The following is a 19,414-nucleotide window of genomic DNA, read 5'->3' on the forward strand; positions in this document are numbered from 1 at the left end:
CATGGAAACCACACACCGCGCCGCCGTGCTCGGCTCGCCCATCGCGCACTCCCTGTCCCCGGTTCTGCACAACGCCGGATACGAGGCGGCGGGCCTTGACGGCTGGGAGTACACCCGGATCCTCTGCGAGGCGGACGACCTTTCCCGGATCGTGGGGGAGGCGGACGAATCCTTCCGCGGATTCTCGGTGACCATGCCGTGCAAGTTCGCGGCGCTGGATGTCGCAGATGAGGTGACCGAGAGGGCGAAGCAGATCGGTTCTGCGAACACGCTGACGCGTGTCGCCGGCGGATGGCGCGCCGACAACACCGACTGCGAAGGCGCGTTGGTGGCCCTGCAGGAACTGCTGGGAAAGACCCCGGCCAAACGCGCGATCCTGGTCGGTGCCGGAGGTACCGCCCGTGCCGTGATGTGGGCCCTGCGCGAGAGCGGCTGCGAGCAGGTCACCGTTGTCAACCGTTCAGACCGCGCGGCTGAGTATGTGGAATTGGTGCAGGGCATGGACGTATCCTTCTGCACCTTCGACGCGGACCTTGAGGCTATCGCTTTGGAAGCGGATGTCGTCGTGTCCACCGTCCCCGCGAATGCGTTGGAGCGGCACGCCGAGGCACTCGGGCATGCCCCGGTGTTCGATGTGATCTACAACCCGTGGCCGACGCCCTTGGCTATTCGCGCCGCTTCGAACGGCTACGCGGTGGTGGGCGGGCTGTCCATGCTGGCGGGGCAGTCTTATGCCCAGTTCGAGCAGTTCACTGGCGTTGTAGCTCCCCGCGAGGCTATGCGTGAGACGCTGTTGCACCACTGGGAGCGCTCCCGCTAGTCTCGCCATCATGGGGTACGGGGGAGTCGCGGCCTTGCTGCTTTGGTCTGTGCTGTTGTGCACTTACGACATCCGTGAGCGCAGGCTGCCGGACGCGCTGACGGTGCCGCCTGCGGTTGCAGCTGCGGCCGCGTGTCTGTGGGACGTGTCCCTGGTATGGGGGCTGATGTGGCCAGCGTGGTATCTGCTGGTGGGGCGGGGCATCGGCGGGGGCGATATCAAACTTGCGGTACCGCTCGGGGTAGTCTGCGCGGCGGCCGGCGGGCCGTTTGGCGTGGTTGCGGGACTTGGGCTATCGGGCCTGCTCACCGTCGGTGCTGCCGTCGCGTGCGGCAGGCGCTCTGTGCCGCACGGACCGTCCATGCTGTCCGCTGCGTGGGCGCTGATTCCTCTTTTGTGTATGTATTCGGGGGTTTAAGGGCGGAGAGGAGCTCGGCTTGTGCAAGAATATCGCCATGCTTCGTTGGACAACGGCCGGTGAATCGCACGGCCAAGCCCTCATTGCGTTAGTGGAGAATGCGCCGGCAGGTTTGCCGGTGCGTAAAGAAGAGATTGCCCATCAGTTGGCCCGCCGCCGTCTCGGCTACGGGCGCGGCGCCCGCATGAAGTTTGAGGCCGATGAGCTCACCCTGCTCACCGGCGTGGTGCACGGAACGTCGATTGGCAGTCCTATTGCCATCCAGATCGGTAACACTGAATGGCCGAAGTGGACCACCATCATGTCCGCCGAGCCCGTGGACTTGGAGGACCCGGAGGTGGCGAAGGCCATGTCGTCCGGGCGAGGAGCGTCGTTGACCCGCCCGCGCCCGGGCCATGCGGATTTCGCGGGCATGATCAAGTACGGCTTTGATTCGGCGCGTCCAGTGCTCGAGCGCTCGTCTGCGCGCGAGACCGCAGCGCGTGTGGCGGCGGCGACTGTGGCCCGCAGCTTCCTGCGTGAAACGTTGGGCGTCGAGGTGTTTTCGCATGTGATCTCCATCGGCGAGTCTGCTCCGTACAACGGCCCACACCCGAGTTTTGCGGACATCGAAGCTATCGACGCTTCGCCGGTGCGCGCCTACGACAAGGACGCGGAAGCCGACATGGTTGCCCGCATTGAGGCGGCGAAGAAAGACGGCGACACGCTCGGCGGCATTGTCGAGGTCATCGTGGACGGACTGCCCGTTGGCTTGGGTTCGCACGTCTCCGGCGAGCGTCGCTTGGATGCGCGCCTGGCTGCCGCGCTCATGGGTATCCAGTCGGTGAAAGGCGTTGAGGTCGGCGACGGTTTTGAGGAAGCGCGCCGTCGCGGCTCGCAGGCGCACGACGAGATGGTGCGCGGGCAGAGCGGCATCGAACGTTCCACCAACCGTGCCGGCGGTCTCGAAGGCGGCATGACCAACGGCGAGCAGCTGCGGGTGCGTGCGGCGATGAAGCCGATCTCTACCGTCCCGCGCGCGCTGAAAACCGTGGACATGTCTACCGGAGAGGCAGCGACCGGTATTCACCAGCGCTCGGACGTGTGCGCGGTGCCCGCCGGTGGTGTAGTCGCTGAGGCGATGGTTGCGCTGGTGTTGGCTCAGGCGGTGTCAGAGAAGTTTGGCGGCGATACTGTGGACGAGGTGCGACGCAACGTGGAGTCGTACCGCGCATACACGGCAGACAGGCTGGCGTTTGTCCAAGAGGAGGACATGACATGACCACCCCGGCCGGGGGATCCCCGGCAGACATCGTGAATGACTTGGTGGATGATCTGGCACCGGAAAGCGCGACGCCGTTCGACGAAAACGACGCGCCGAGTGCGACCGAGCTCGTCGCCGCCTCTCCGGCGATGGTGTACTCCGCACCGCGTGTCGTGTTGGTTGGCATGCCGGGGGCTGGGAAGTCCACCATCGGCCGTCGCATCGCCAGCGCACTGAACCTGCCCATCGTGGATTCCGACGTGCTGATCGAGCAGGGCGAGGGCAAGACTTGCGGCGAGGTGTACGCGCAGCTCGGCGAGGAGGAGTTCCGCAAGCTCGAGGTGGGCTACGTTGCCCGCGCGCTTGCCACTGGCGGAGTAGTCAGCCTCGGTGGCGGCGCGATTGTCTCCGAAGAAGTGCGAGCGCTGCTGCAGCGCCACACTGTTGTGTGGATTGATGTCACCGTCGAAGAGGGGATCCGCCGCACCGCCGAGGACGCGTCGCGCCCTGTGCTCGACGGCGACGACCGTGAGCAGCGCTACCGCGACTTGTTGGAGCAGCGCGAGCCGCTCTATCGCGAGGTCTCCAGCTTCCGCGTGCGCACGGACGAACGCCCGCCGCAGCGTGTGGTGGCGGAAGTCCTCGGGTTCATCGACGTGGATTAACCTTTTAGGAGAAAGGCGAGACGCATGGCCGTAGTTGAGGTTACGGGCCAAAACCCGTATTCCATCCATATTGAGCGCGACAATCTTGACCAGGCTGCCCAGCGCGTCGCACACATCGGTGCCCGCCGGGCGCTTGTCGTGCACCAGTCGCCGCTTGGGGATGCCGCACAGGCGCTCGCAGGAACGCTCAATGACGTAGGGGTGGAGCCGGTTGCGGTGTGCGTGCCTGACGCGGAGGCCGGGAAGGACCTAGCGGTTCTTTCCAACCTCTGGGACACGCTCGGTGCGCACGGTTTTTCTCGCCAGGACGCGGTTGTCGGCCTCGGCGGCGGCGCGGTGACGGATCTTGCCGGTTTCGCCGCGGCGACGTGGATGCGCGGCATCAAGGTCGTGCAGGTGCCCACAACGCTTTTGGCCATGGTGGATGCGGCCGTGGGCGGCAAGACCGGCATCAACACCGCTGCCGGCAAGAATCTCGTTGGGGCGTTCCATGAGCCGGATAGTGTGTTCATAGACCTTGCCCACATTGACACCCTGCCGGCAGCAGAGGTCGTTTCCGGCTCCGCGGAGCTGATCAAGACCGGGTTCATTGCGGATCCGCAGATCCTCGAGCTTTACAAAGACGGTGCGGAGCACCATTGGCCGGAGCTGGTGCGCCGTTCCGTGGCGGTGAAGGCGTGCGTTGTCGGCCAGGACCTCAAGGAGTCCGGACTGCGCGAGATCCTCAACTACGGCCACACGCTCGGCCACGCCATCGAGCGCCGCGAGAACTATTCCTGGCGCCACGGCAACGCGGTCGCGGTGGGCATGATGTTCGTCGCGCACTTGGCGTTGGGCAGGAAGCTTATCGACGCACCGTTGGTCGCCCTCCACGAGGACATCCTCACAAGAGCTGGCTTGCCCACACGCTACGAGGCGGGCGCTTTCGACGAGCTGCACGACGCCATGCTGTTGGACAAAAAGAACCGTGACGGCCGTATCCGCTTCGTCGTCCTCGACGGGTTGGGCTCTGCCACCCGTCTCGAAGACGCGACGGTGGATGAGATGCGTGCGGCCTTTGATGCGATTTCGGAGTAGCGATGAAGATTCTGGTGCTCAACGGGCCGAACTTGAACAGGCTGGGCAAGCGGCAGCCGGAGATTTACGGGTCGGTCACGCTGGCGGACGTCGAAAAGCAATTGTGTGAGCGCGGCAGCGAGCTCGGCGTGGAGGTGGAATGCCGCCAGTCCAACCACGAGGGCGAGTTGATCGACTGGGTGCACGAGGCTGCGGACAACGGCTGGGCCGTGGTCATCAATCCCGGCGGATTTACCCATACCTCCGTCGCGCTGCGTGACGCACTGGTAGAACTGGAAGATCACCACGGCTTTATCGAGGTGCACATTTCCAACGTGCACGCACGCGAGCCGTTCAGGGCGCACTCCTACCTTTCGCCGATCGCCGAAGGCGTTATTGCGGGGCTGGGGGTGGACGGCTACCGGCTCGCACTCGACTACTACGCAAGGAGGCTCTGATGGCATTGGCAGACACCCGATTTGAGGACCGCCGCCGCAAACTGTCCACGAAGCTGGCGGAGCGCCGGATCGACGACATGCTGGTCACGCACCTGACGCACGTGCGCTACCTGTCCGGTTTCTCCGGGTCGAACGGAGCCATGCTGGTGTCGAAGGACCGCACCGCCGCCATCGCCACAGATGGGCGCTACACCACACAAATCGGCGAGGAGGTGCCCGACATTGCGGCCACGATTGAGCGCAACGTCGGCGTGGCCATGCTGTCCAAGGCTACCGAGGGCCACCGTGTTGGCTTCGAGGCGGACTACGTCTCGGTTGCACAGCTGGAGAAGTTGCGTGAAGCATGCCCGGAGGGCGTCACCCTCGTGCCGGTCAGCGGGGTGATCGAGGAGATTCGCCTGATCAAGGACAACCTGGAGCTCAAGCGCTTGACCGAGGCTGCAGAGCTGACGGTGAAGGCGCTCGACGGACTGCTCGGTGCCGGCGAGCTGCGCGCCGGCCGCACGGAGCACGAAGTGGCCGCGGACCTGGAGTACCGCATGCGCGTATTGGGTGCGGAGCGCGTCAGCTTCGACACCATCGTCGCCTCCGGGCCGAACTCCGCCAAGCCGCACCATGGCGCCAGCGACCGAGTGATCGCGGAGGGCGACCTGGTCACCATCGATTTCGGCATGCACCGTCTCGGCTTCAACTCGGACATGACCCGCACGTTCGCGATCGGGCAGATCGGCGACCTTGAGCGCGAGATCTACGAGGTCACCCTCGCCGCGCAGCTCGCAGGCGTGAAGGCCGCGGTGCCGGGGGCGAAGCTAGTGGACGTGGACAAGGCCTGCCGCGACGTGATTGAGGAAGCCGGCTACGGCGAGTACTTCGTGCACTCCACCGGCCACGGGGTTGGCCTGGATGTGCACGAGGCGCCCAGCGCCGCGAAGACCGGCGCGGGCGTGCTGGAGGAGGGGATGACGCTGACTATCGAACCGGGCATCTACATTCCTGGCAAGGTCGGCGTGCGCATCGAAGACACGCTCATCATCACCTCGGCCGCGCCAAAGGTGATCACGGAGTACACCAAGGATTTGACCGTGCTGTAACATTGCTGTGTTTGCACACGCCCCGACACTCCCAGGAGGAAGGTACTTACCATGGCAACTACCGCCGATTTCAAGAACGGCCTGGTGCTGAAGAACGAAGGCAAGCTGCAGCAGATTGTCGAGTTCCAGCACGTCAAGCCCGGCAAGGGTCCGGCGTTCGTGCGCACCAAGCTCAAGGACGTTGTCACCGGCAAGACCGTGGATAAGACCTGGAACGCTGGTGTGAAGGTGGAAACCGCGACCGTGGACCGCCGCGACATGACCTACCTGTACAACGACGGCACCAACTACGTTGTCATGGACGACAAGACCTTCGAGCAGTTCGAGCTGCCGGCAGAGAAGTTCGGCGAGGCCGCCCGCTTCCTGCTGGAGAACATGCGCGTCCAGGTCTCCTTCCACGAGGGCGACGCGCTGTTCGCGGAGCTGCCGATCTCCGTGGATCTGAAGATTGAGCAGACCGAGCCGGGCCTGCAGGGCGACCGCTCCACCGGCGGCACCAAGCCGGCCACCCTGGAAACTGGTGCTGAGATCCAGGTGCCGCTGTTCCTGGAGACCGGCAACGTGGTCAAGGTGGACACCCGCACCGGCGAGTACCTGTCCCGCGTGAACAACTAATGCCCGATTACAAACGACACGGCGCGCGCTACCGGGCGCGCCGCCGGGCAGTAGACATTCTCTTCGAGGCGGAGACCCGCGACATCGACCCGGTCGCCATCGTGGAGGACCGCGCCCAGCTGTCCCAGAATCCGCTCAACGCCGTCGCCCCAGTAGCGGATTACACCCGCGTCATCGTCGCGGGCGCAGCGGAAAAGCTGGACGATCTCGACGACGCGATTGAGCGTCACCTTTCTGAGGACTGGGAGCTGTTCCGCCTGCCCGCAGTAGACCGTCAGATCCTCCGTGTCGCGGCGTGGGAGATCCTGTTCAACGACGATGTGGACGCGCCCGTTTCAATCGCAGAGGGTGTGGAGATGGCCACAGAGTACTCCGGAGTGCAGGCCGCGCCGTACATCAATGTCGTGCTGGACGGTATCGCGCAGCGGGCGGCATCCAACTCACCGTTTGCCGGCGAGGGGGCGGAAGACGCCTACCCGGTAGAGGACGAGAGTGCCCCCACCGATGAGCACTCGGAGGACTCCGGGCTGGAGCAGGCGGAGGAAACCGACGCAGCCACGGACCACGAGATCGCCGAGTCCACCGAAGACTTGGAGGCCGGGGAACCGGCGACGGACGGGACCCGCGGCTAGTACCGGGCCTGTCAGAAAGTCGAGTAAAGGAGGTCGAGTACACGCCCATTGAGCGGCGTACTCGACCTCCTTTACTCGACTTCCAGACCGAAGACCACCGAAAAGGAAGCGACATGTCCAAACTCACCGTCGAAGAAGCCAAGCAGTTTTTCGTGAGCCCCGATTTTCAGCTCGCGGACGTGGATCCGGAAGCCACGCCAGGTGTCTCGGATGTCGACGACGCGTTCAACGACTACGACGACGACCTGGACGAGTTGCAGGAGATGCTCTTTGCCAACGGCCGCGCGGGCAACGAGGACGCCGGTTCGATCCTGTTGGTGCTCCAGGGAATGGATACCTCTGGTAAGGGCGGCATTGTCCGCAATGTCATCGGTGCGACCATGGACCTGCAGGGCGTGCACGTCCAGGGCTTCGGGCGCCCGACGGAGGAGGAAGCCGCGCACGATTTCTTGTGGCGCTTCACTCCGCACCTGCCCAAGCCGGGGCAGATCGCGGTGTTCGACCGCTCGCACTACGAGGACGTGCTGGTGCAGCGCGTGAAGCAGATGGCGCCGCCGGAGGAGATCGAGCGACGCTACGGCGCGATCGTGGAATTTGAGAACGAGCTCGCCGCAAACGGCACGAAGATCATCAAGGTGATGCCGCACATTTCGCGCGAGTTCCAGGCGGAGAACCTCAAAGAGCGCATCGAACGCGCGGATAAGCACTGGAAGTACAATCCGAGCGACATCGACGACCGCAAGCTGTGGAGCCAGTTCATGGCCGCCTACCAGATCGCCATGACGCGCACGTCCACCGAGGTCGCGCCGTGGTACTGCATCCCGTCCGACAACAAGAAGTACTGCCGCACGGTGGTCAAGGCATTGCTTTTCGACGCCCTGAAGTCGCTCAACCTCGAGTGGCCTGCCGCCAACTTCGATCCCGAGGTTGAGCTGGAGCGTCTGGCCAACTCTTAGTCGGTGGTTTCTGCTTCACCGTCGGCCGGAGCAACGCCCGCGGCTTCGGCCTGCTTCTGAATCTCGCTGACCAGCGCGCGCATCGCGTCCTGGGTGGCCAGCACGCCGTCGACGGCGGCCTTGAGCGAATTGGAAAGCTGGTCGTCTGCGAGTCCCGCGCCCACCTGGACTTCAGCTTCGGTGCGCACGACGAGGTTCTCGGTGCGGTTGACCACGAGTGCGCGTGCATCCAGGTAGGAGCTGTTTACCTGGTTGGCCGCCAGGTACAAGGTGGCGTCCGGGGTGTCCGCCGGGGTGTCGGTGACGGAGTCCGCGCGAACGATGAGCACGGAATCCAGCAGGACGAACAGCAGGTTGTAGCCGTTGACGTTGGCGTGGCCCGCGCGGCCCGAGGGGTCGTCGGAGACCTCCACGTCGTGGCCGGCCATGGCCTTGATCACGCGGTCGATGGTCACGAGCGTTGCGTTGCTCATTACTGCGGCTCCTCCCAGGTGACAACGGTGGGGAAAGTGTTCTTCAAAAAGTCGAAGGCCTGCAACGTGGTGTCGATGGAGCTGGCGATGAACGCGCCGAGCTGGTTGAACGACGCACCCTCGGCGATGCGCATCGCGCGGATAGCGCTGATGGCCAGCTGGTCCTCGCCGCGTTCGAAGAAGCGCAGGGTGGGCGCGAAGTGAGTCTGGTTGTGCTCGTTGCACGCGTAGAGCACCTTCGGCGCCATTTCGCGCGGGAACTCGCCGCGCCACAGTGCTTCGAACACGAGGTGGTCGCCGTCGATGGCGACCACGATGGCGGCGTTGATGAAGCCGGAGCGCACTGCCTGGTCTTCGATGCGGTACTCGAGGTTTTCCTCCTCGAAGATCGCGGCGACGGCCTCGGGCGTGACCTGCTCGGTCACGTTGCGTTCGGGGTGCTCGCTCGGCTGGACGGGCTCTTCGGTTTGATCTGTAGTCACGCCTGCGAGACTAGCAGCTGCTCGCGGCCCAACTCGTGGCGCAGGGCTGCGTCGAGGCTGGGGTAGCGCAGCCGCCAGCCGTGCTTCGCCGCCACGGTGGGCAGGACACGTTGGTCCGCCAGCGTGAGCTCGTGCGCGCCTTCTTCGCCCAGCAGCAGTTTCGGGCCGAACGTCGGGATGGGAAACAGGTCCGGCCGGCGCAGCAGGCGGGCGAGGGTGGAAGACATTTCGGCGTTGGTCACCGGCTCTGGCGCAGTGGCGTTGACGGGCCCGGAGACCGTGTCGTCGAGCAGGGCGCGCATGTAATAGTCAGTGAGGTCGTCTAGCGCCACCCAGCTCATCCAGAAATCGCCGCGGCCGAACTGTGCGGTGAGCCCCGCGTTGACGCTGGCCTTGAGTACCGGCAGCAGCCCGCCCGCGCTGGACAGCGCTAGCCCGGTGCGGATGTGCACGCTGCGCATCCCGTCGGCGTTGGCGGCGTCCTCCCACGCGTCGCAGACCTCGGCCAAGAACCCTTCGCCGGGCCCGTCAGCTTCCGTGCGCGGCACGCTGCCGGCATCGGTGCCGTAATAGCCCACGGCCGAGGCGCCCACGAAAACCTTCACTCCCGAGTCCGCGGCGAGGCGGGCGAGTTTGCGGGTGGGCTCCACACGCGAGTCGCGGATGCTGCGCTTCTTTTCTTCGGTGAACCGTCCCATGATGGTTTCGCCCGCGAGGTGGATCACCCCGTCCACGCCGGCTAGCAGGTCAGCTGCCGGGTTGTCCATGTCTCAGTGCCGCTCGCCGGGACCCGCCTGTCCGCGCACCAGCGGGACCACGGTGTGCCCGGCGGTGGTCAGCTGCGCGCGCAGGTGGGTGCCGACGAGGCCGATGGAGCCGGTCATAGCCACCGTCTTCGGGGCGGCGTGAGGCAGGGAAGCGATGAACCGCAGGTCCTCCACCAGCTGGCGCTGGCGGTAAGCCCAGGCGGGGCGGAGCGCGAACTCTGGGATGCGGGCGCTGACGTCGTCGATAAGCAATGTGCCCTCGCCCGCGTCCTCGAAACGGTGCACATGGCGCCAACCGGTGGCCGCGCGCACCGGCTGGTTCGCGGCCACGTCGGTGAACTGGTGGCCCGCGACGTAGCCGTCGGCGAGGTGGCGCGCGACCCACTTCTGGCCCGCGGGGAGGCGGAACACTGTGGTGCCGCTGCGTATCGACGCCGCTTCGCTTGCCACCCGCATCGGCAGGAAGCCGGGGGTAAGGCGGGTGACCGCGCCCGGGCGGGTGTGCCAGCGCCAGACGGTGTCGCGGTCGAAGGGGAGGGTGTACTCGGCGTGGATGCCCATGGAATCCTTCCCGGTTGATACATGCAGGTGCTAAAGTGAAACGCGGTCCCAAGACTACACACGGCCCCGGCAGGCGGGGCCGGTTCGAAATCCTTTAAATTCCGCACTGTGAGGCGGGGAAGGAGGTTCGATGAGTGAGAACGAACGGTCGACCGTTGAGTTGCTGAACGCTCAAGACGTCGGCCGCACTGTTGCACGCATCGCGCACCAGATCATCGAAAAGACGGCGTTGGACGACGAGACCAGCCCGCAGGTTGTGCTGCTGGGAATTCCGTCCGGGGGAGTGCCGCTGGCGCAGCGCATCGCCGAAGCCGTTGAGGAGTTTTCCGGGGTGGTTATCCCCGTGGGCAGCCTGGACGTGACGCTCTACCGCGACGATTTGCGCAACCGCCCACACCGCGCCCTGCGTCCGACCAACATCCCGGTGGACATTGACGGGGCAGTGGTCATCCTGGTCGACGACGTGCTGTACTCCGGCCGCACCATCCGCGCGGCGCTGGATTCCTTGCGCGACATCGGCCGCCCCGCAGCCATCCAGCTGGCGGTGCTGGTGGACCGCGGCCACAGAGAACTGCCCATCCGCGCGGACTACGTGGGCAAAAACATCCCCACCTCGAAGGACGAGGACGTCACCGTGTCGCTGACGCCGCTCGACGCCGAGGACCGAGTCACGCTGGCGAGGGAGGCGTAAATGAAGCACCTGATCGATATCGCGGACCTTACCCGCGAGGACATTGTCGGCCTGATGGACGAGGCGGACCGCTTCCGCGAAGCCCTGGACGGCCGCGAGATAAAGAAGCTGCCCACCCTGCGCGGCCGCACGGTGATGACGCTGTTCTACGAGAACTCCACCCGTACCCGGTCGTCGTTTGAGACTGCGGGCAAGTGGATGAGCGCGGACGTGATTAACTTGTCCGCGTCCTCGTCGTCGGTGAAGAAGGGCGAGTCGCTCAAAGACACCGCCGCCACCCTCGAGGCGATCGGCGCGGACGCGATCATCATGCGCCACCCAGCCTCGGGCGCCTCGCAGCTTCTGCGCCAGTGGTTGCCGGAAACCAGCATCATCAACGCCGGCGACGGCCAGCACCAGCACCCCACCCAGGCGCTGTTGGACGCGGTGACCATGCGCCAGCACATCGGCGACGTGGCGGGCAAGACCGTGCTCATCGTCGGCGACATCCTGCACTCGCGCGTGGCCCGGTCCAACGTGGACCTGCTGCACACGCTCGGTGCTGAGGTCGTGCTGGTGGCCCCGCCGACGCTTCTGCCCACCGGCGTGCAGTACTGGCCGGCCCGCGTGTCGCACGACTTCGACGCGGAGGTCGAGCAGGCTGACGTGGTCATGATGCTCCGCGTGCAAGCTGAGCGCATGCACGGCGGGTTCTTCCCGTCGCACCGCGAGTACGCCACCCTCTACGGGTTGAGCAAGGACCGCGCGAACCGCATGAAGGACTCGGCGCTGATCATGCACCCGGGCCCGATGCTGCGCGGCATGGAAATCAACTTCGACGTCGCGGACCGCGACAACGCCGTAGTGCTGGGCCAGGTGTCCAACGGCGTTTACACCCGCATGGCCGTGCTGTTTACCCTGCTCGCCGGCTCTGACGAGCAGGGCGGCAACGAGGAAGGAGCTAGCAAGTGACCACGCTCGCTTTGAACAACGTTCGCCCGTACGGCGAGGACGTGACCAACATTCTCATCGACGTCGCCGACGGCGTGATCGACGCGGTCGGGGAGAACCCCTTCGACGACGCGGACGAGGTCGTGGACTGCGGGAGCAACGTGCTGCTGCCGGGCCTGGTGGACATGCACGTGCACCTGCGCGAGCCGGGCCGAGAGGACACCGAGACCATCGCCACCGGTTCCGACGCCGCGGCCAAGGGCGGGTTCACCGCCGTGTTCACCATGGCCAACACCAGCCCTGTGATCGACCAGCCGTTCCTCGCCGAGGCGGTGTGGGCGAAGGGCCAGGAGTACGGCAAGTGCGACGTCTACCCGGTCGGCTCCATCTCCCAGGGACTGAAAGGCGAGCAGCTCACTGAGATCGGGCTGATGTCCCGCAGCGGCGTGCGCATGTTCTCCGACGACGGCAAGTGCGTCAACGACCCGCAGCTGATGCGCCGCGCCATCGAGTACGCCAAGGCGCACGACGTGGTTCTCGCGCAGCACGCCGAGGACCACCGCATGACCGAAGGCTCCGTCGCCCACGAGGGCGAGCAGGCCGCGCGACTGGGCCTGCGCGGCTGGCCGCGTGTGGCGGAAGAGTCCATCGTGGCGCGCGACGCGATCATGACCCGCGACTACGGCGGCCGCTACCACCTGTGCCACGCCTCCACAGAGGGCACCGTGGAGCTTCTGCGCTTTGCCAAGAACCAGGGCATCGACGTCACCGCCGAGGTCACCCCGCACCACCTCATGCTCACCGACGAGAAGCTGGCCACTTACGACGGATTGTTCCGCGTGAACCCGCCGCTGCGCGAGGCCCGCGACGCCGAAGCATTAAAGCAGGCGCTTCTCGACGGCACCGTCGACGTGGTCGCCACCGACCACGCCCCGCACGGCTCCGAGGACAAGTGCGTGGAGTTCGAGCACGCCAAGCCCGGCATGCTCGGCCTGGAAACCTCCCTGGCTGTGGTCCACCGCATCTTCGTGGAGCCGGGCGACGCCGATTGGCGCTTCGTGGCCAAGGTCATGAGCGAGCGGCCGGCCGAGATCCTGCGCCTGGAAGACCAGGGCCGCCCGATCGCCGTTGGCGAGCCGGCCAACCTGGTGCTGGTGGACCCGCAATCGCCGTGGACCGCCTACGGCGAGCAGATGGCGTCCAAGGCATCCAACACCCCGTACGAAGGCATCGAATTTTCCGCCCGCGTGGTTGGCACCTGGCTGCGCGGCACCCAAACCTACGACGCAAAGAAGGCGTAAACCATGTCTGAAAACACCACCGCACAACCCCAGCGCACGCGCGCAACGCTCGTGCTTGACGACGGCTCCGCCTTCCCCGGCTTCATCTTCGGGGCGACGCCCGCAGCGGACACCTCGGACGAGATCGCCGGCGAGGTCGCCTTCACCACCGACATGTTCGGCTACGAACGCGAACTGTGCGAGACCGCACGCGCCGGCCAGATCCTCGTCTTTGCCACCCCGCTGGTGGGCAACGTCGGCTGGACCGGCGAGGGTGCCTCCGGCAGCACCGACATCACCGCCGCAGCCGTGATCGTGCGCGATGTCGCGCGCATCGCCTCCAACCACAACGCCCAGCGCACCCTCGCCGACGAGCTCAAGGCGCAGGGCATCACCGGGCTGTGGGGCGTGGACACCCGCAAGCTCGTCCGTCACCTGGCCACTGCTGCCCGCGATGGAAAGACGGTGCGGGGCCAGGTCACCGTCGAAAAGCACGCAGAAAAGCAAGAAGCCTAAGAGAAAGACCAGGAGATACAGACATGAAGCGCAACGACTTACACCACGTCCTGGTCATCGGCTCCGGCCCGATCGTGATCGGCCAGGCCTGCGAGTTCGACTACTCCGGCACCCAGGCGTGCCGCGTGCTCAAGGACGAGGGCCTGCGGGTGACGCTGGTGAACTCGAACCCGGCGACGATCATGACCGACCCGGAGTTCGCCGACCACACCTACGTGGAACCGATTGAGCCCGATTACATCGACCGCATCCTCGCCCGCGAGGCCGAGCAAGGCCACCCCGTGGACGCGATCCTGCCCACCCTCGGCGGACAGACCGCTTTGAACGCCGCGATCAAGCTGGACCGCCTCGGCATTTTGAAAAAGCACGGCGTGGAGCTCATCGGCGCCGACATCGAGGCCATTGAGCGCGGCGAGGACCGCCAGAAGTTCAAGGACATCGTGGATACAATCGGCGGCGAATCCGCCCGCTCCCGCGTGTGCTACACCATGGAGGAGGTGGAGGAGACTGTCGCTGAGCTGGGGTTCCCGTGCGTGGTGCGCCCGTCGTTCACCATGGGCGGCTTGGGCTCCGGCCTCGCGTACGACATGGATGATCTGCACCGCATCGCCGGCGACGGCCTGGTGGCCTCGCCCGAGGCGAACGTGCTGATCGAGGAATCCATCCTTGGCTGGAAGGAAATCGAGCTGGAGCTTATCCGCGACTCTGCGGATAACTGCATCGCCGTCGCCACCATCGAGAACGTGGACGCGATGGGTGTGCATACCGGCGACTCCGTCACCGTGGCACCGGTGCTGACCATGACCGAGCCCGAGGTCACCACCATGATCGAGCAGGGCAAGGCCATCATCCGCGAGGTCGGCGTGAAAACCGGCGGCTGCAACATCCAGTTCGCCATCAACCCCAAAGACGGCCGCCTGATCACCATCGAGATGAACCCGCGCGTGTCGCGGTCCTCGGCGCTGGCGTCCAAGGCCACTGGCTACCCGATTGCGAAGGTGGCCACCCTGCTGGCCATCGGCTACACGCTCGACGAGATCCCCAACGACATGACCGGCGGCGAGACCACCGCACTCGCTGAGCCGTCGCTGGACTACGTCATTGTGAAGATGCCGCGTTTCGCGTTTGAGAAGTTCCCGGGCTCCGACGAGACCCTGGGCACGTCCATGAAGGCCGTGGGCGAGGCGATGGGCATCGGCCGCAACTACATCCAGGGCCTGAACAAGGTCATGCGCTCGATGGAAGACAAGCCGAACGGATTCTGGACCAAGCCGGACGAGTACTTCGCCGGCGAGCGCGCCACCGACGTCGCGGCGGTTCTTGAGGATCTGAAGGTGCCCACCGACAAGCGCCTCTACGACGTGGAGCTTGCGCTGCGTCTCGGCGCCAGCGTGGACGAGGTGTACGAGGCCTCCGGCATCGATCCGTGGTTCTTGGAGGAGCTCGTCGCGCTCATTGAGTTCAGGCAGCAGCTTCTCGACGCCCCAGTGCTCGACGCCGATCTGCTGCGCGAAGCGAAGGCGTTCGGCCTGTCCGACGCCCAGATCGCCGCGCTGCGCCCGGAGCTGGCGGGGGAGTCCGGTGTGCGCCAGCTGCGCTGGTCGCTGGGCATTACCCCGACGTTTAAGACGGTGGACACCTGCTCCGGTCAGTTCGACGCGAAGGTGCCGTATCTGTACTCCGCCTACGAGCTCGACCCGGACGCCGAGTCTGAGGTTGTTGCTTCTGATGCTGCTTCGAGCGACAGCGACAAGCAGAAGGTGATTATCCTCGGCTCCGGCCCGAACCGCATCGGCCAGGGCATCGAGTTCGACTACTCCTGCGTGCACGCTGCGCTGGAGCTGTCGCGTGTGGGCTACGAGACGGTGATGGTCAACTGCAACCCGGAGACCGTTTCCACCGACTACGACACCGCGGACCGCCTCTACTTCGAGCCGCTGACGTTCGAAGACGTCATGGAGATCTACCGCGCGGAGTCCGCCACCGGCACCGTCGCAGGCGTGATCGTGCAGCTCGGCGGCCAGACGCCGCTGGGTCTGGCGCAGCAGCTTGAAGACGCCGGCGTGCCGGTGGTCGGCACCTCGCCCAAGGCTATTGACATGGCGGAGGATCGCGGCGAGTTTGGCAAGGTGCTCGACGCGGCGAACCTGCCGGCGCCGGCCTTCGGCACTGCCACCACCTTCGAGGGCGCCCGCGAGGTTGCGGATCGCATCGGTTACCCCGTGCTGGTGCGCCCCTCCTACGTGCTCGGCGGCCGCGGCATGGAGATTGTTTACGACGAGGACAACCTGCGCGACTACATCGACCGCGCCACCGAGCTGTCCCCGGACCACCCGGTGCTGGTGGACCGCTTTTTGGACAACGCCATCGAAATCGACGTCGACGTGCTCTGCGACGGCACGGACGTCTACCTCGGCGGCGTGATGGAGCACATCGAGGAAGCCGGCATCCACTCCGGCGATTCAGCCTGCGCGCTGCCGCCGATGACGCTGGGGCCAGACGACATTGCCAAGGTCCGCCGTTCCGCAGAAGCTCTCGCGCACGGCATTGGCGTCGAGGGCCTGATGAACGTGCAGTTCGCGCTCAAGGACGACATCCTCTACGTCATCGAAGCCAACCCGCGCGCGTCGCGCACCGTGCCGTTCGTGTCCAAGGCCACCGGCGTGCACCTGGCCAAGGCCGCAGCGCGCATCATGATGGGTGCCACGATTGCGCAGCTGCGTACAGAAGGGATGATCCCGTCCGACTACGACGGCGGTTCGCTGCCGATGGAGCACCCGATCGCGGTGAAGGAAGCGGTGCTGCCGTTCACCCGCTTCCGCCGCCCGGACGGCGCGCTGCTGGACACCATCCTCGGCCCGGAGATGAAGTCCACCGGCGAGGTCATGGGCCTGGCGCCGTCCTTCGGCGTGGCGTACGCCAAGGCGGAGGCCGCGGCGTTCGGCGAGCTGCCCACCGAGGGCACCGTGTTTGTCTCGCTGGCTAACCGCGACAAGCGCACGCTGATCTTCCCGATTCAGCGCCTGTCCACCATGGGCTTTAAGGTCCTGGCGACGGAGGGCACCGCCCAGATGCTGCGCCGCAACGGCATCGAGTGCGAGGTTGTGCTCAAGGGATCCCAGGTCCGTGAGGGGGCCGAAGGCAGGTCGATTGTGGACCGCATCCTCGACGGCGAGATCGACCTGGTGCTCAACACCCCGGCGGGTTCCGCGGGCGCGCGCCACGACGGCTACGACATCCGCGCGGCAGCCGTCATCGCAGACGTGGCCATCATGACCACCGTGCAGGGTGTTACCGCCGCAGTGCAGGGCATCGAGGCGACCCGCGCAAAGGAATTCTCCGTGACCAGCCTGCAAGAGCTCGAGCACGGCAAGACGGAGACGAAGTAATGGCCGCGCAGACCTTCAGCCAGCGCCTCGTTGAGGCCGGGCAGGAGCACGGCCGTCTGTGCGTGGGCATCGACCCGCACGCCGCCCTGCTGGAGCAGTGGGGGCTTAACGACACCGTCGAGGGCCTGCGCGCGTTCGCTGAAACCTGCGTGGAGGCATTCGGGGGTCACGCCGCGGTGGTCAAGCCGCAGGTGGCGTTCTTCGAGCGCTTCGGTTCGGCCGGATTCGCGGTGCTCGAGACCACGCTCGCGCAGCTGCGAGCAAGCGGCACCTTGGTCATCGCGGATGCGAAACGCGGCGATATCGGATCCACGATGGCGGGATACGCGTCGGCGTGGCTGCAGCCGGGCGCACCGCTGGAGGCCGACGCGTTGACGTTGACGCCCTACCTCGGAGTCGGATCCCTTGACCCAGCAATCGCATTGGCGGCCCAGCACGGTAAAGGCGTTTTTGTGATGGCCGCGAATTCGAACCCTGAAGCTGCGGCCCTACAAACCGGCACTATCGACGGGAAGATGCTTTCACAGCGGATGGTGGACGAGTGCGCGGAATACAACCGGGCTGACGACGATTCCATCGGGCACGTCGGTGTTGTTGTCGGCGCAACGGTGGAACATCCGCCCATGCTCGACCGCCTCAACGCCCCGGTGTTGATGCCCGGTGTGGGCGCACAGGGCGCGACAATTGCCGACGCGGAAGCCATCGCGGGTGAAGTTGGGCACCTCGTTTTCCCCAGCGTGTCCCGCTCGGTACTCACCGCAGGTCCAGATATCGCTGAGCTGCGCAAACGTGTATCTGACCTGGGGAAACAGGGGAGAGGCTAGGGTCTATTTACCGCCTGGCAAAATCCCTGGTAGTTTAATTCCGTCGCACGGTGACGTGGAGAAATGCGCCTCTCAGCGCTCTCCGCTGCACCGTTGCAAGAAAAAGCAGTGTTAGACTGTGCCGAACGTGGCGAATTGCACCGATGACATTCGGCGGAGTGCGCCCCGGATCCGGCACATGTCGGACTGGATAAATGTTCGTAACTATCACATGGAGGAACACGTGGCACTTCCACAGTTGACCGATGAGCAGCGCAAGGCAGCACTTGAGAAGGCGGCAGAGGCACGCAAGGCGCGCGCTGAGCTGAAGGCATCCCTGAAGCGCGGCGAGACCACGCTGAAGGACGTGCTGGACAAGGCTGACACCGACGAGATCATCGGCAAGACCAAGGTCTCCGCACTCCTCGAGGCTATGCCGAAGGTGGGCAAGGTCAAGGCCCGCGAGATCATGGAAGAGCTGGAGATTGCTCAGACCCGTCGTCTGCGCGGCCTCGGCGACCGTCAGCGTCGCGCACTGCTCGAGCGCTTCGGCTACGAAGAGAACTAAGCGTGTCCGGGGTGGCTCCTCGTGGGCAGCTGGTCGTACTGGCCGGCCCGTCCGCGGTAGGAAAGTCGACGGTGGTGAGCGGCCTTCGTAGTGCCGTACCGGACCTGTATTTCTCTGTCTCCATGACCACCCGCGCACCGCGACCGGGTGAAGTGGACGGCAAGGACTACTTCTTCGTCACCCCCGAGCACTTTCAGGGCCGTATCGACCGCGGAGAGATGCTGGAGTGGGCCGACATCCATGGAGGCCTGCAGCGCTCCGGCACGCCAGCCGGTCCGGTGCAGGAAGCTATGGAAGCGGGGCGTCCTGTCCTGGTCGAGGTTGATCTAGCAGGTGCCCGGAACATCAAGCGCCTGCTGCCGGAAGCACAGACTGTGTTTTTGGCGCCGCCGTCGTGGGGCATTCTTGTGGAGCGTCTCACCGGGCGCGGCACGGAGACTCCTGAGGTGATCGAGCGCAGGCTCACCACAGCCCGCGAGGAGCTAGACGCTCAGGGTGAGTTCGATACCGTGGTGGTCAACGACAACGTGGATGCGGCAGTGGCGACCATCGCCGGCATTCTTCAAGGCACATCTTCCAACAACAGTTAGCGAGTGGGTTACACGTGAGCAACACAACACAGGATTTGTCCGAGACGTCCACTGCTGAGGAAACCACCCAGCAGGAGAGCGTTTACGACACTCCGGAGGGCATTACGGCGCCCCCGATCGACGAGCTTCTGACGAAGGTGTCGTCGAAGTACGCGCTTGTCATCTTCGCAGCGAAGCGTGCCCGCCAGATCAACAGCTTCTACCAGAACTCCGAGGACGGTGTCTTCGAGTTCGTCGGACCGCTGGTCTCCCCAGAACCGGGCGAGAAGCCGTTGTCGATCGCACTGCGTGAGATCGAGGCAGGACTGCTCGAGCACGAGGAAGGCCAGTAAGCCTCCCCTCATGCCTCCTGCGCTGCACTAGCGCCCGATAGGCAACCGCCGCCGCCCAGCAACGCTGCTGGGCGGCGG

Annotated in this window: 21 protein-coding genes and 1 pseudogene; 19 read left to right on the top strand and 3 right to left on the bottom strand. The window is 65.4% G+C overall.

Annotated features, from left to right (window positions below; translation table 11 throughout):
• Position 1: 1 nt before the first annotated feature.
• From HMPREF3151_RS05815 to HMPREF3151_RS05860, 10 genes are all read left to right on the top strand, one after another.
• Complete coding sequence (locus HMPREF3151_RS05815) at positions 2-820, top strand: shikimate dehydrogenase (RefSeq protein WP_070474440.1); 819 nt, start codon at positions 2-4, stop codon at positions 818-820.
• A 10-nt stretch (positions 821-830) separates the two neighbouring features.
• Positions 831-1,238: a prepilin peptidase gene (locus tag HMPREF3151_RS05820; protein WP_070474443.1), complete on the top strand. Its 408-nt coding sequence runs from the start codon at positions 831-833 to the stop codon at positions 1,236-1,238.
• A gap of 37 nt (positions 1,239-1,275) precedes the next feature.
• Positions 1,276-2,499: a chorismate synthase gene (gene aroC, locus HMPREF3151_RS05825; RefSeq protein WP_070474538.1), complete on the top strand. Its 1,224-nt coding sequence runs from the start codon at positions 1,276-1,278 to the stop codon at positions 2,497-2,499.
• Between the two features lie 131 nt (positions 2,500-2,630).
• The gene (locus HMPREF3151_RS05830) at positions 2,631-3,146 is read left to right on the top strand and encodes a shikimate kinase (RefSeq protein WP_070474541.1); all 516 of its coding nucleotides are present in this window, start codon (positions 2,631-2,633) and stop codon (positions 3,144-3,146) included.
• A 24-nt stretch (positions 3,147-3,170) separates the two neighbouring features.
• Positions 3,171-4,223 carry a 3-dehydroquinate synthase gene (gene aroB / locus HMPREF3151_RS05835; RefSeq protein WP_070474446.1) on the top strand — a complete coding sequence of 351 codons (1,053 nt, stop codon included), beginning with the start codon at positions 3,171-3,173 and terminating at the stop codon, positions 4,221-4,223.
• Between the two features lie 2 nt (positions 4,224-4,225).
• Positions 4,226-4,660: a type II 3-dehydroquinate dehydratase gene (gene aroQ / locus HMPREF3151_RS05840; protein ID WP_070474449.1), complete on the top strand. Its 435-nt coding sequence runs from the start codon at positions 4,226-4,228 to the stop codon at positions 4,658-4,660.
• The gene (locus HMPREF3151_RS05845; protein ID WP_070474452.1) at positions 4,660-5,751 is read left to right on the top strand and encodes an aminopeptidase P family protein; all 1,092 of its coding nucleotides are present in this window, start codon (positions 4,660-4,662) and stop codon (positions 5,749-5,751) included. The genes aroQ and HMPREF3151_RS05845 overlap by 1 nt, the downstream gene beginning before the upstream one ends.
• Positions 5,752-5,802: 51 nt before the next feature.
• Positions 5,803-6,366, top strand: a complete 564-nt coding sequence (gene efp / locus HMPREF3151_RS05850) for an elongation factor P (protein ID WP_070474453.1) — start codon at positions 5,803-5,805, stop codon at positions 6,364-6,366.
• Positions 6,366-6,998: a transcription antitermination factor NusB gene (gene nusB / locus HMPREF3151_RS05855; RefSeq protein ID WP_070474455.1), complete on the top strand. Its 633-nt coding sequence runs from the start codon at positions 6,366-6,368 to the stop codon at positions 6,996-6,998. Before efp ends, nusB begins: the two co-directional genes overlap by 1 nt.
• A 113-nt stretch (positions 6,999-7,111) precedes the next feature.
• Positions 7,112-7,954, top strand: a complete 843-nt coding sequence (locus tag HMPREF3151_RS05860; protein WP_070474458.1) for a PPK2 family polyphosphate kinase — start codon at positions 7,112-7,114, stop codon at positions 7,952-7,954.
• Here the strand turns inward: HMPREF3151_RS05860 and HMPREF3151_RS05865 are convergent.
• From HMPREF3151_RS05865 to HMPREF3151_RS05875, 3 genes and pseudogenes are all read right to left on the bottom strand, one after another.
• On the bottom strand, positions 7,951-8,427 hold the full coding sequence (locus HMPREF3151_RS05865; RefSeq protein ID WP_070474461.1) for a YbjN domain-containing protein: 477 nt from the start codon (positions 8,425-8,427) through the stop codon (positions 7,951-7,953). The two genes, HMPREF3151_RS05860 and HMPREF3151_RS05865, sit on opposite strands and share 4 nt — an antisense overlap.
• A complete protein-coding gene (locus HMPREF3151_RS05870) occupies positions 8,427-8,909 on the bottom strand; it encodes a YbjN domain-containing protein (RefSeq protein WP_239306413.1) in 483 nt (160 codons plus the stop codon). Before HMPREF3151_RS05870 ends, HMPREF3151_RS05865 begins: the two co-directional genes overlap by 1 nt.
• Positions 8,906-10,237 (bottom strand): annotated as a pseudogene (locus tag HMPREF3151_RS05875) (TIGR01777 family oxidoreductase). The gene HMPREF3151_RS05870 and the pseudogene HMPREF3151_RS05875 overlap by 4 nt, the downstream one beginning before the upstream one ends.
• 130 nt (positions 10,238-10,367) lie before the next feature.
• On the opposite strand from HMPREF3151_RS05875, the gene pyrR reads away from it, so the two are divergent.
• The 9 genes from pyrR (at position 10,368) to rpoZ (ending at position 19,336) form a co-directional block, all read left to right on the top strand.
• The gene (gene pyrR / locus HMPREF3151_RS05880) at positions 10,368-10,928 is read left to right on the top strand and encodes a bifunctional pyr operon transcriptional regulator/uracil phosphoribosyltransferase PyrR (protein WP_070474463.1); all 561 of its coding nucleotides are present in this window, start codon (positions 10,368-10,370) and stop codon (positions 10,926-10,928) included.
• Positions 10,929-11,879 (top strand): aspartate carbamoyltransferase catalytic subunit, encoded by a 951-nt coding sequence (locus HMPREF3151_RS05885; RefSeq protein WP_070474465.1) that lies wholly within the window; start codon positions 10,929-10,931, stop codon positions 11,877-11,879. It begins immediately after the preceding gene.
• On the top strand, positions 11,876-13,159 hold the full coding sequence (locus HMPREF3151_RS05890; protein ID WP_070474468.1) for a dihydroorotase: 1,284 nt from the start codon (positions 11,876-11,878) through the stop codon (positions 13,157-13,159). Before HMPREF3151_RS05885 ends, HMPREF3151_RS05890 begins: the two co-directional genes overlap by 4 nt.
• Before the next feature lie 3 nt (positions 13,160-13,162).
• Positions 13,163-13,654, top strand: a complete 492-nt coding sequence (locus tag HMPREF3151_RS05895; protein WP_070474471.1) for a carbamoyl-phosphate synthase domain-containing protein — start codon at positions 13,163-13,165, stop codon at positions 13,652-13,654.
• A gap of 23 nt (positions 13,655-13,677) precedes the next feature.
• On the top strand, positions 13,678-17,043 hold the full coding sequence (carB, locus tag HMPREF3151_RS05900) for a carbamoyl-phosphate synthase large subunit (RefSeq protein ID WP_070474473.1): 3,366 nt from the start codon (positions 13,678-13,680) through the stop codon (positions 17,041-17,043).
• Complete coding sequence (gene pyrF, locus HMPREF3151_RS05905) at positions 17,043-17,867, top strand: orotidine-5'-phosphate decarboxylase (protein ID WP_070474476.1); 825 nt, start codon at positions 17,043-17,045, stop codon at positions 17,865-17,867. Before carB ends, pyrF begins: the two co-directional genes overlap by 1 nt.
• Positions 17,868-18,090: 223 nt before the next feature.
• On the top strand, positions 18,091-18,414 hold the full coding sequence (gene mihF / locus HMPREF3151_RS05910) for an integration host factor, actinobacterial type (protein ID WP_034999332.1): 324 nt from the start codon (positions 18,091-18,093) through the stop codon (positions 18,412-18,414).
• A gap of 2 nt (positions 18,415-18,416) precedes the next feature.
• The gene (gene gmk / locus HMPREF3151_RS05915) at positions 18,417-19,004 is read left to right on the top strand and encodes a guanylate kinase (RefSeq protein ID WP_070474479.1); all 588 of its coding nucleotides are present in this window, start codon (positions 18,417-18,419) and stop codon (positions 19,002-19,004) included.
• A gap of 35 nt (positions 19,005-19,039) precedes the next feature.
• Positions 19,040-19,336 carry a DNA-directed RNA polymerase subunit omega gene (gene rpoZ, locus HMPREF3151_RS05920; protein WP_070474482.1) on the top strand — a complete coding sequence of 99 codons (297 nt, stop codon included), beginning with the start codon at positions 19,040-19,042 and terminating at the stop codon, positions 19,334-19,336.
• Positions 19,337-19,414: the final 78 nt, after the last annotated feature.

Origin of the sequence: Corynebacterium sp. HMSC05H05 (assembly GCF_001807265.1) — a bacterium.
Lineage (GTDB): Bacteria > Actinomycetota > Actinomycetes > Mycobacteriales > Mycobacteriaceae > Corynebacterium.

What these genes read in the sequence shown, in the direction of transcription:
- aroC (WP_070474538.1), top strand. Translation starts at nt 1,276, where the DNA reads ATGCTTCGTTGGACAACGGCCGGTGAATCGCACGGCCAAGCCCTCATT.
- HMPREF3151_RS05885 (WP_070474465.1), top strand. Translation starts at nt 10,929, where the DNA reads ATGAAGCACCTGATCGATATCGCGGACCTTACCCGCGAGGACATTGTC.
- carB (WP_070474473.1), top strand. Translation starts at nt 13,678, where the DNA reads ATGAAGCGCAACGACTTACACCACGTCCTGGTCATCGGCTCCGGCCCG.
- HMPREF3151_RS05845 (WP_070474452.1), top strand. Translation starts at nt 4,660, where the DNA reads ATGGCATTGGCAGACACCCGATTTGAGGACCGCCGCCGCAAACTGTCC.
- HMPREF3151_RS05860 (WP_070474458.1), top strand. Translation starts at nt 7,112, where the DNA reads ATGTCCAAACTCACCGTCGAAGAAGCCAAGCAGTTTTTCGTGAGCCCC.
- pyrR (WP_070474463.1), top strand. Translation starts at nt 10,368, where the DNA reads ATGAGTGAGAACGAACGGTCGACCGTTGAGTTGCTGAACGCTCAAGAC.
- HMPREF3151_RS05820 (WP_070474443.1), top strand. Translation starts at nt 831, where the DNA reads ATGGGGTACGGGGGAGTCGCGGCCTTGCTGCTTTGGTCTGTGCTGTTG.
- pyrF (WP_070474476.1), top strand. Translation starts at nt 17,043, where the DNA reads ATGGCCGCGCAGACCTTCAGCCAGCGCCTCGTTGAGGCCGGGCAGGAG.
- HMPREF3151_RS05815 (WP_070474440.1), top strand. Translation starts at nt 2, where the DNA reads ATGGAAACCACACACCGCGCCGCCGTGCTCGGCTCGCCCATCGCGCAC.
- nusB (WP_070474455.1), top strand. Translation starts at nt 6,366, where the DNA reads ATGCCCGATTACAAACGACACGGCGCGCGCTACCGGGCGCGCCGCCGG.
- efp (WP_070474453.1), top strand. Translation starts at nt 5,803, where the DNA reads ATGGCAACTACCGCCGATTTCAAGAACGGCCTGGTGCTGAAGAACGAA.
- HMPREF3151_RS05865 (WP_070474461.1), bottom strand. Translation starts at nt 8,427, where the DNA reads ATGAGCAACGCAACGCTCGTGACCATCGACCGCGTGATCAAGGCCATG.
- HMPREF3151_RS05830 (WP_070474541.1), top strand. Translation starts at nt 2,631, where the DNA reads ATGGTGTACTCCGCACCGCGTGTCGTGTTGGTTGGCATGCCGGGGGCT.
- aroB (WP_070474446.1), top strand. Translation starts at nt 3,171, where the DNA reads ATGGCCGTAGTTGAGGTTACGGGCCAAAACCCGTATTCCATCCATATT.
- HMPREF3151_RS05895 (WP_070474471.1), top strand. Translation starts at nt 13,163, where the DNA reads ATGTCTGAAAACACCACCGCACAACCCCAGCGCACGCGCGCAACGCTC.
- aroQ (WP_070474449.1), top strand. Translation starts at nt 4,226, where the DNA reads ATGAAGATTCTGGTGCTCAACGGGCCGAACTTGAACAGGCTGGGCAAG.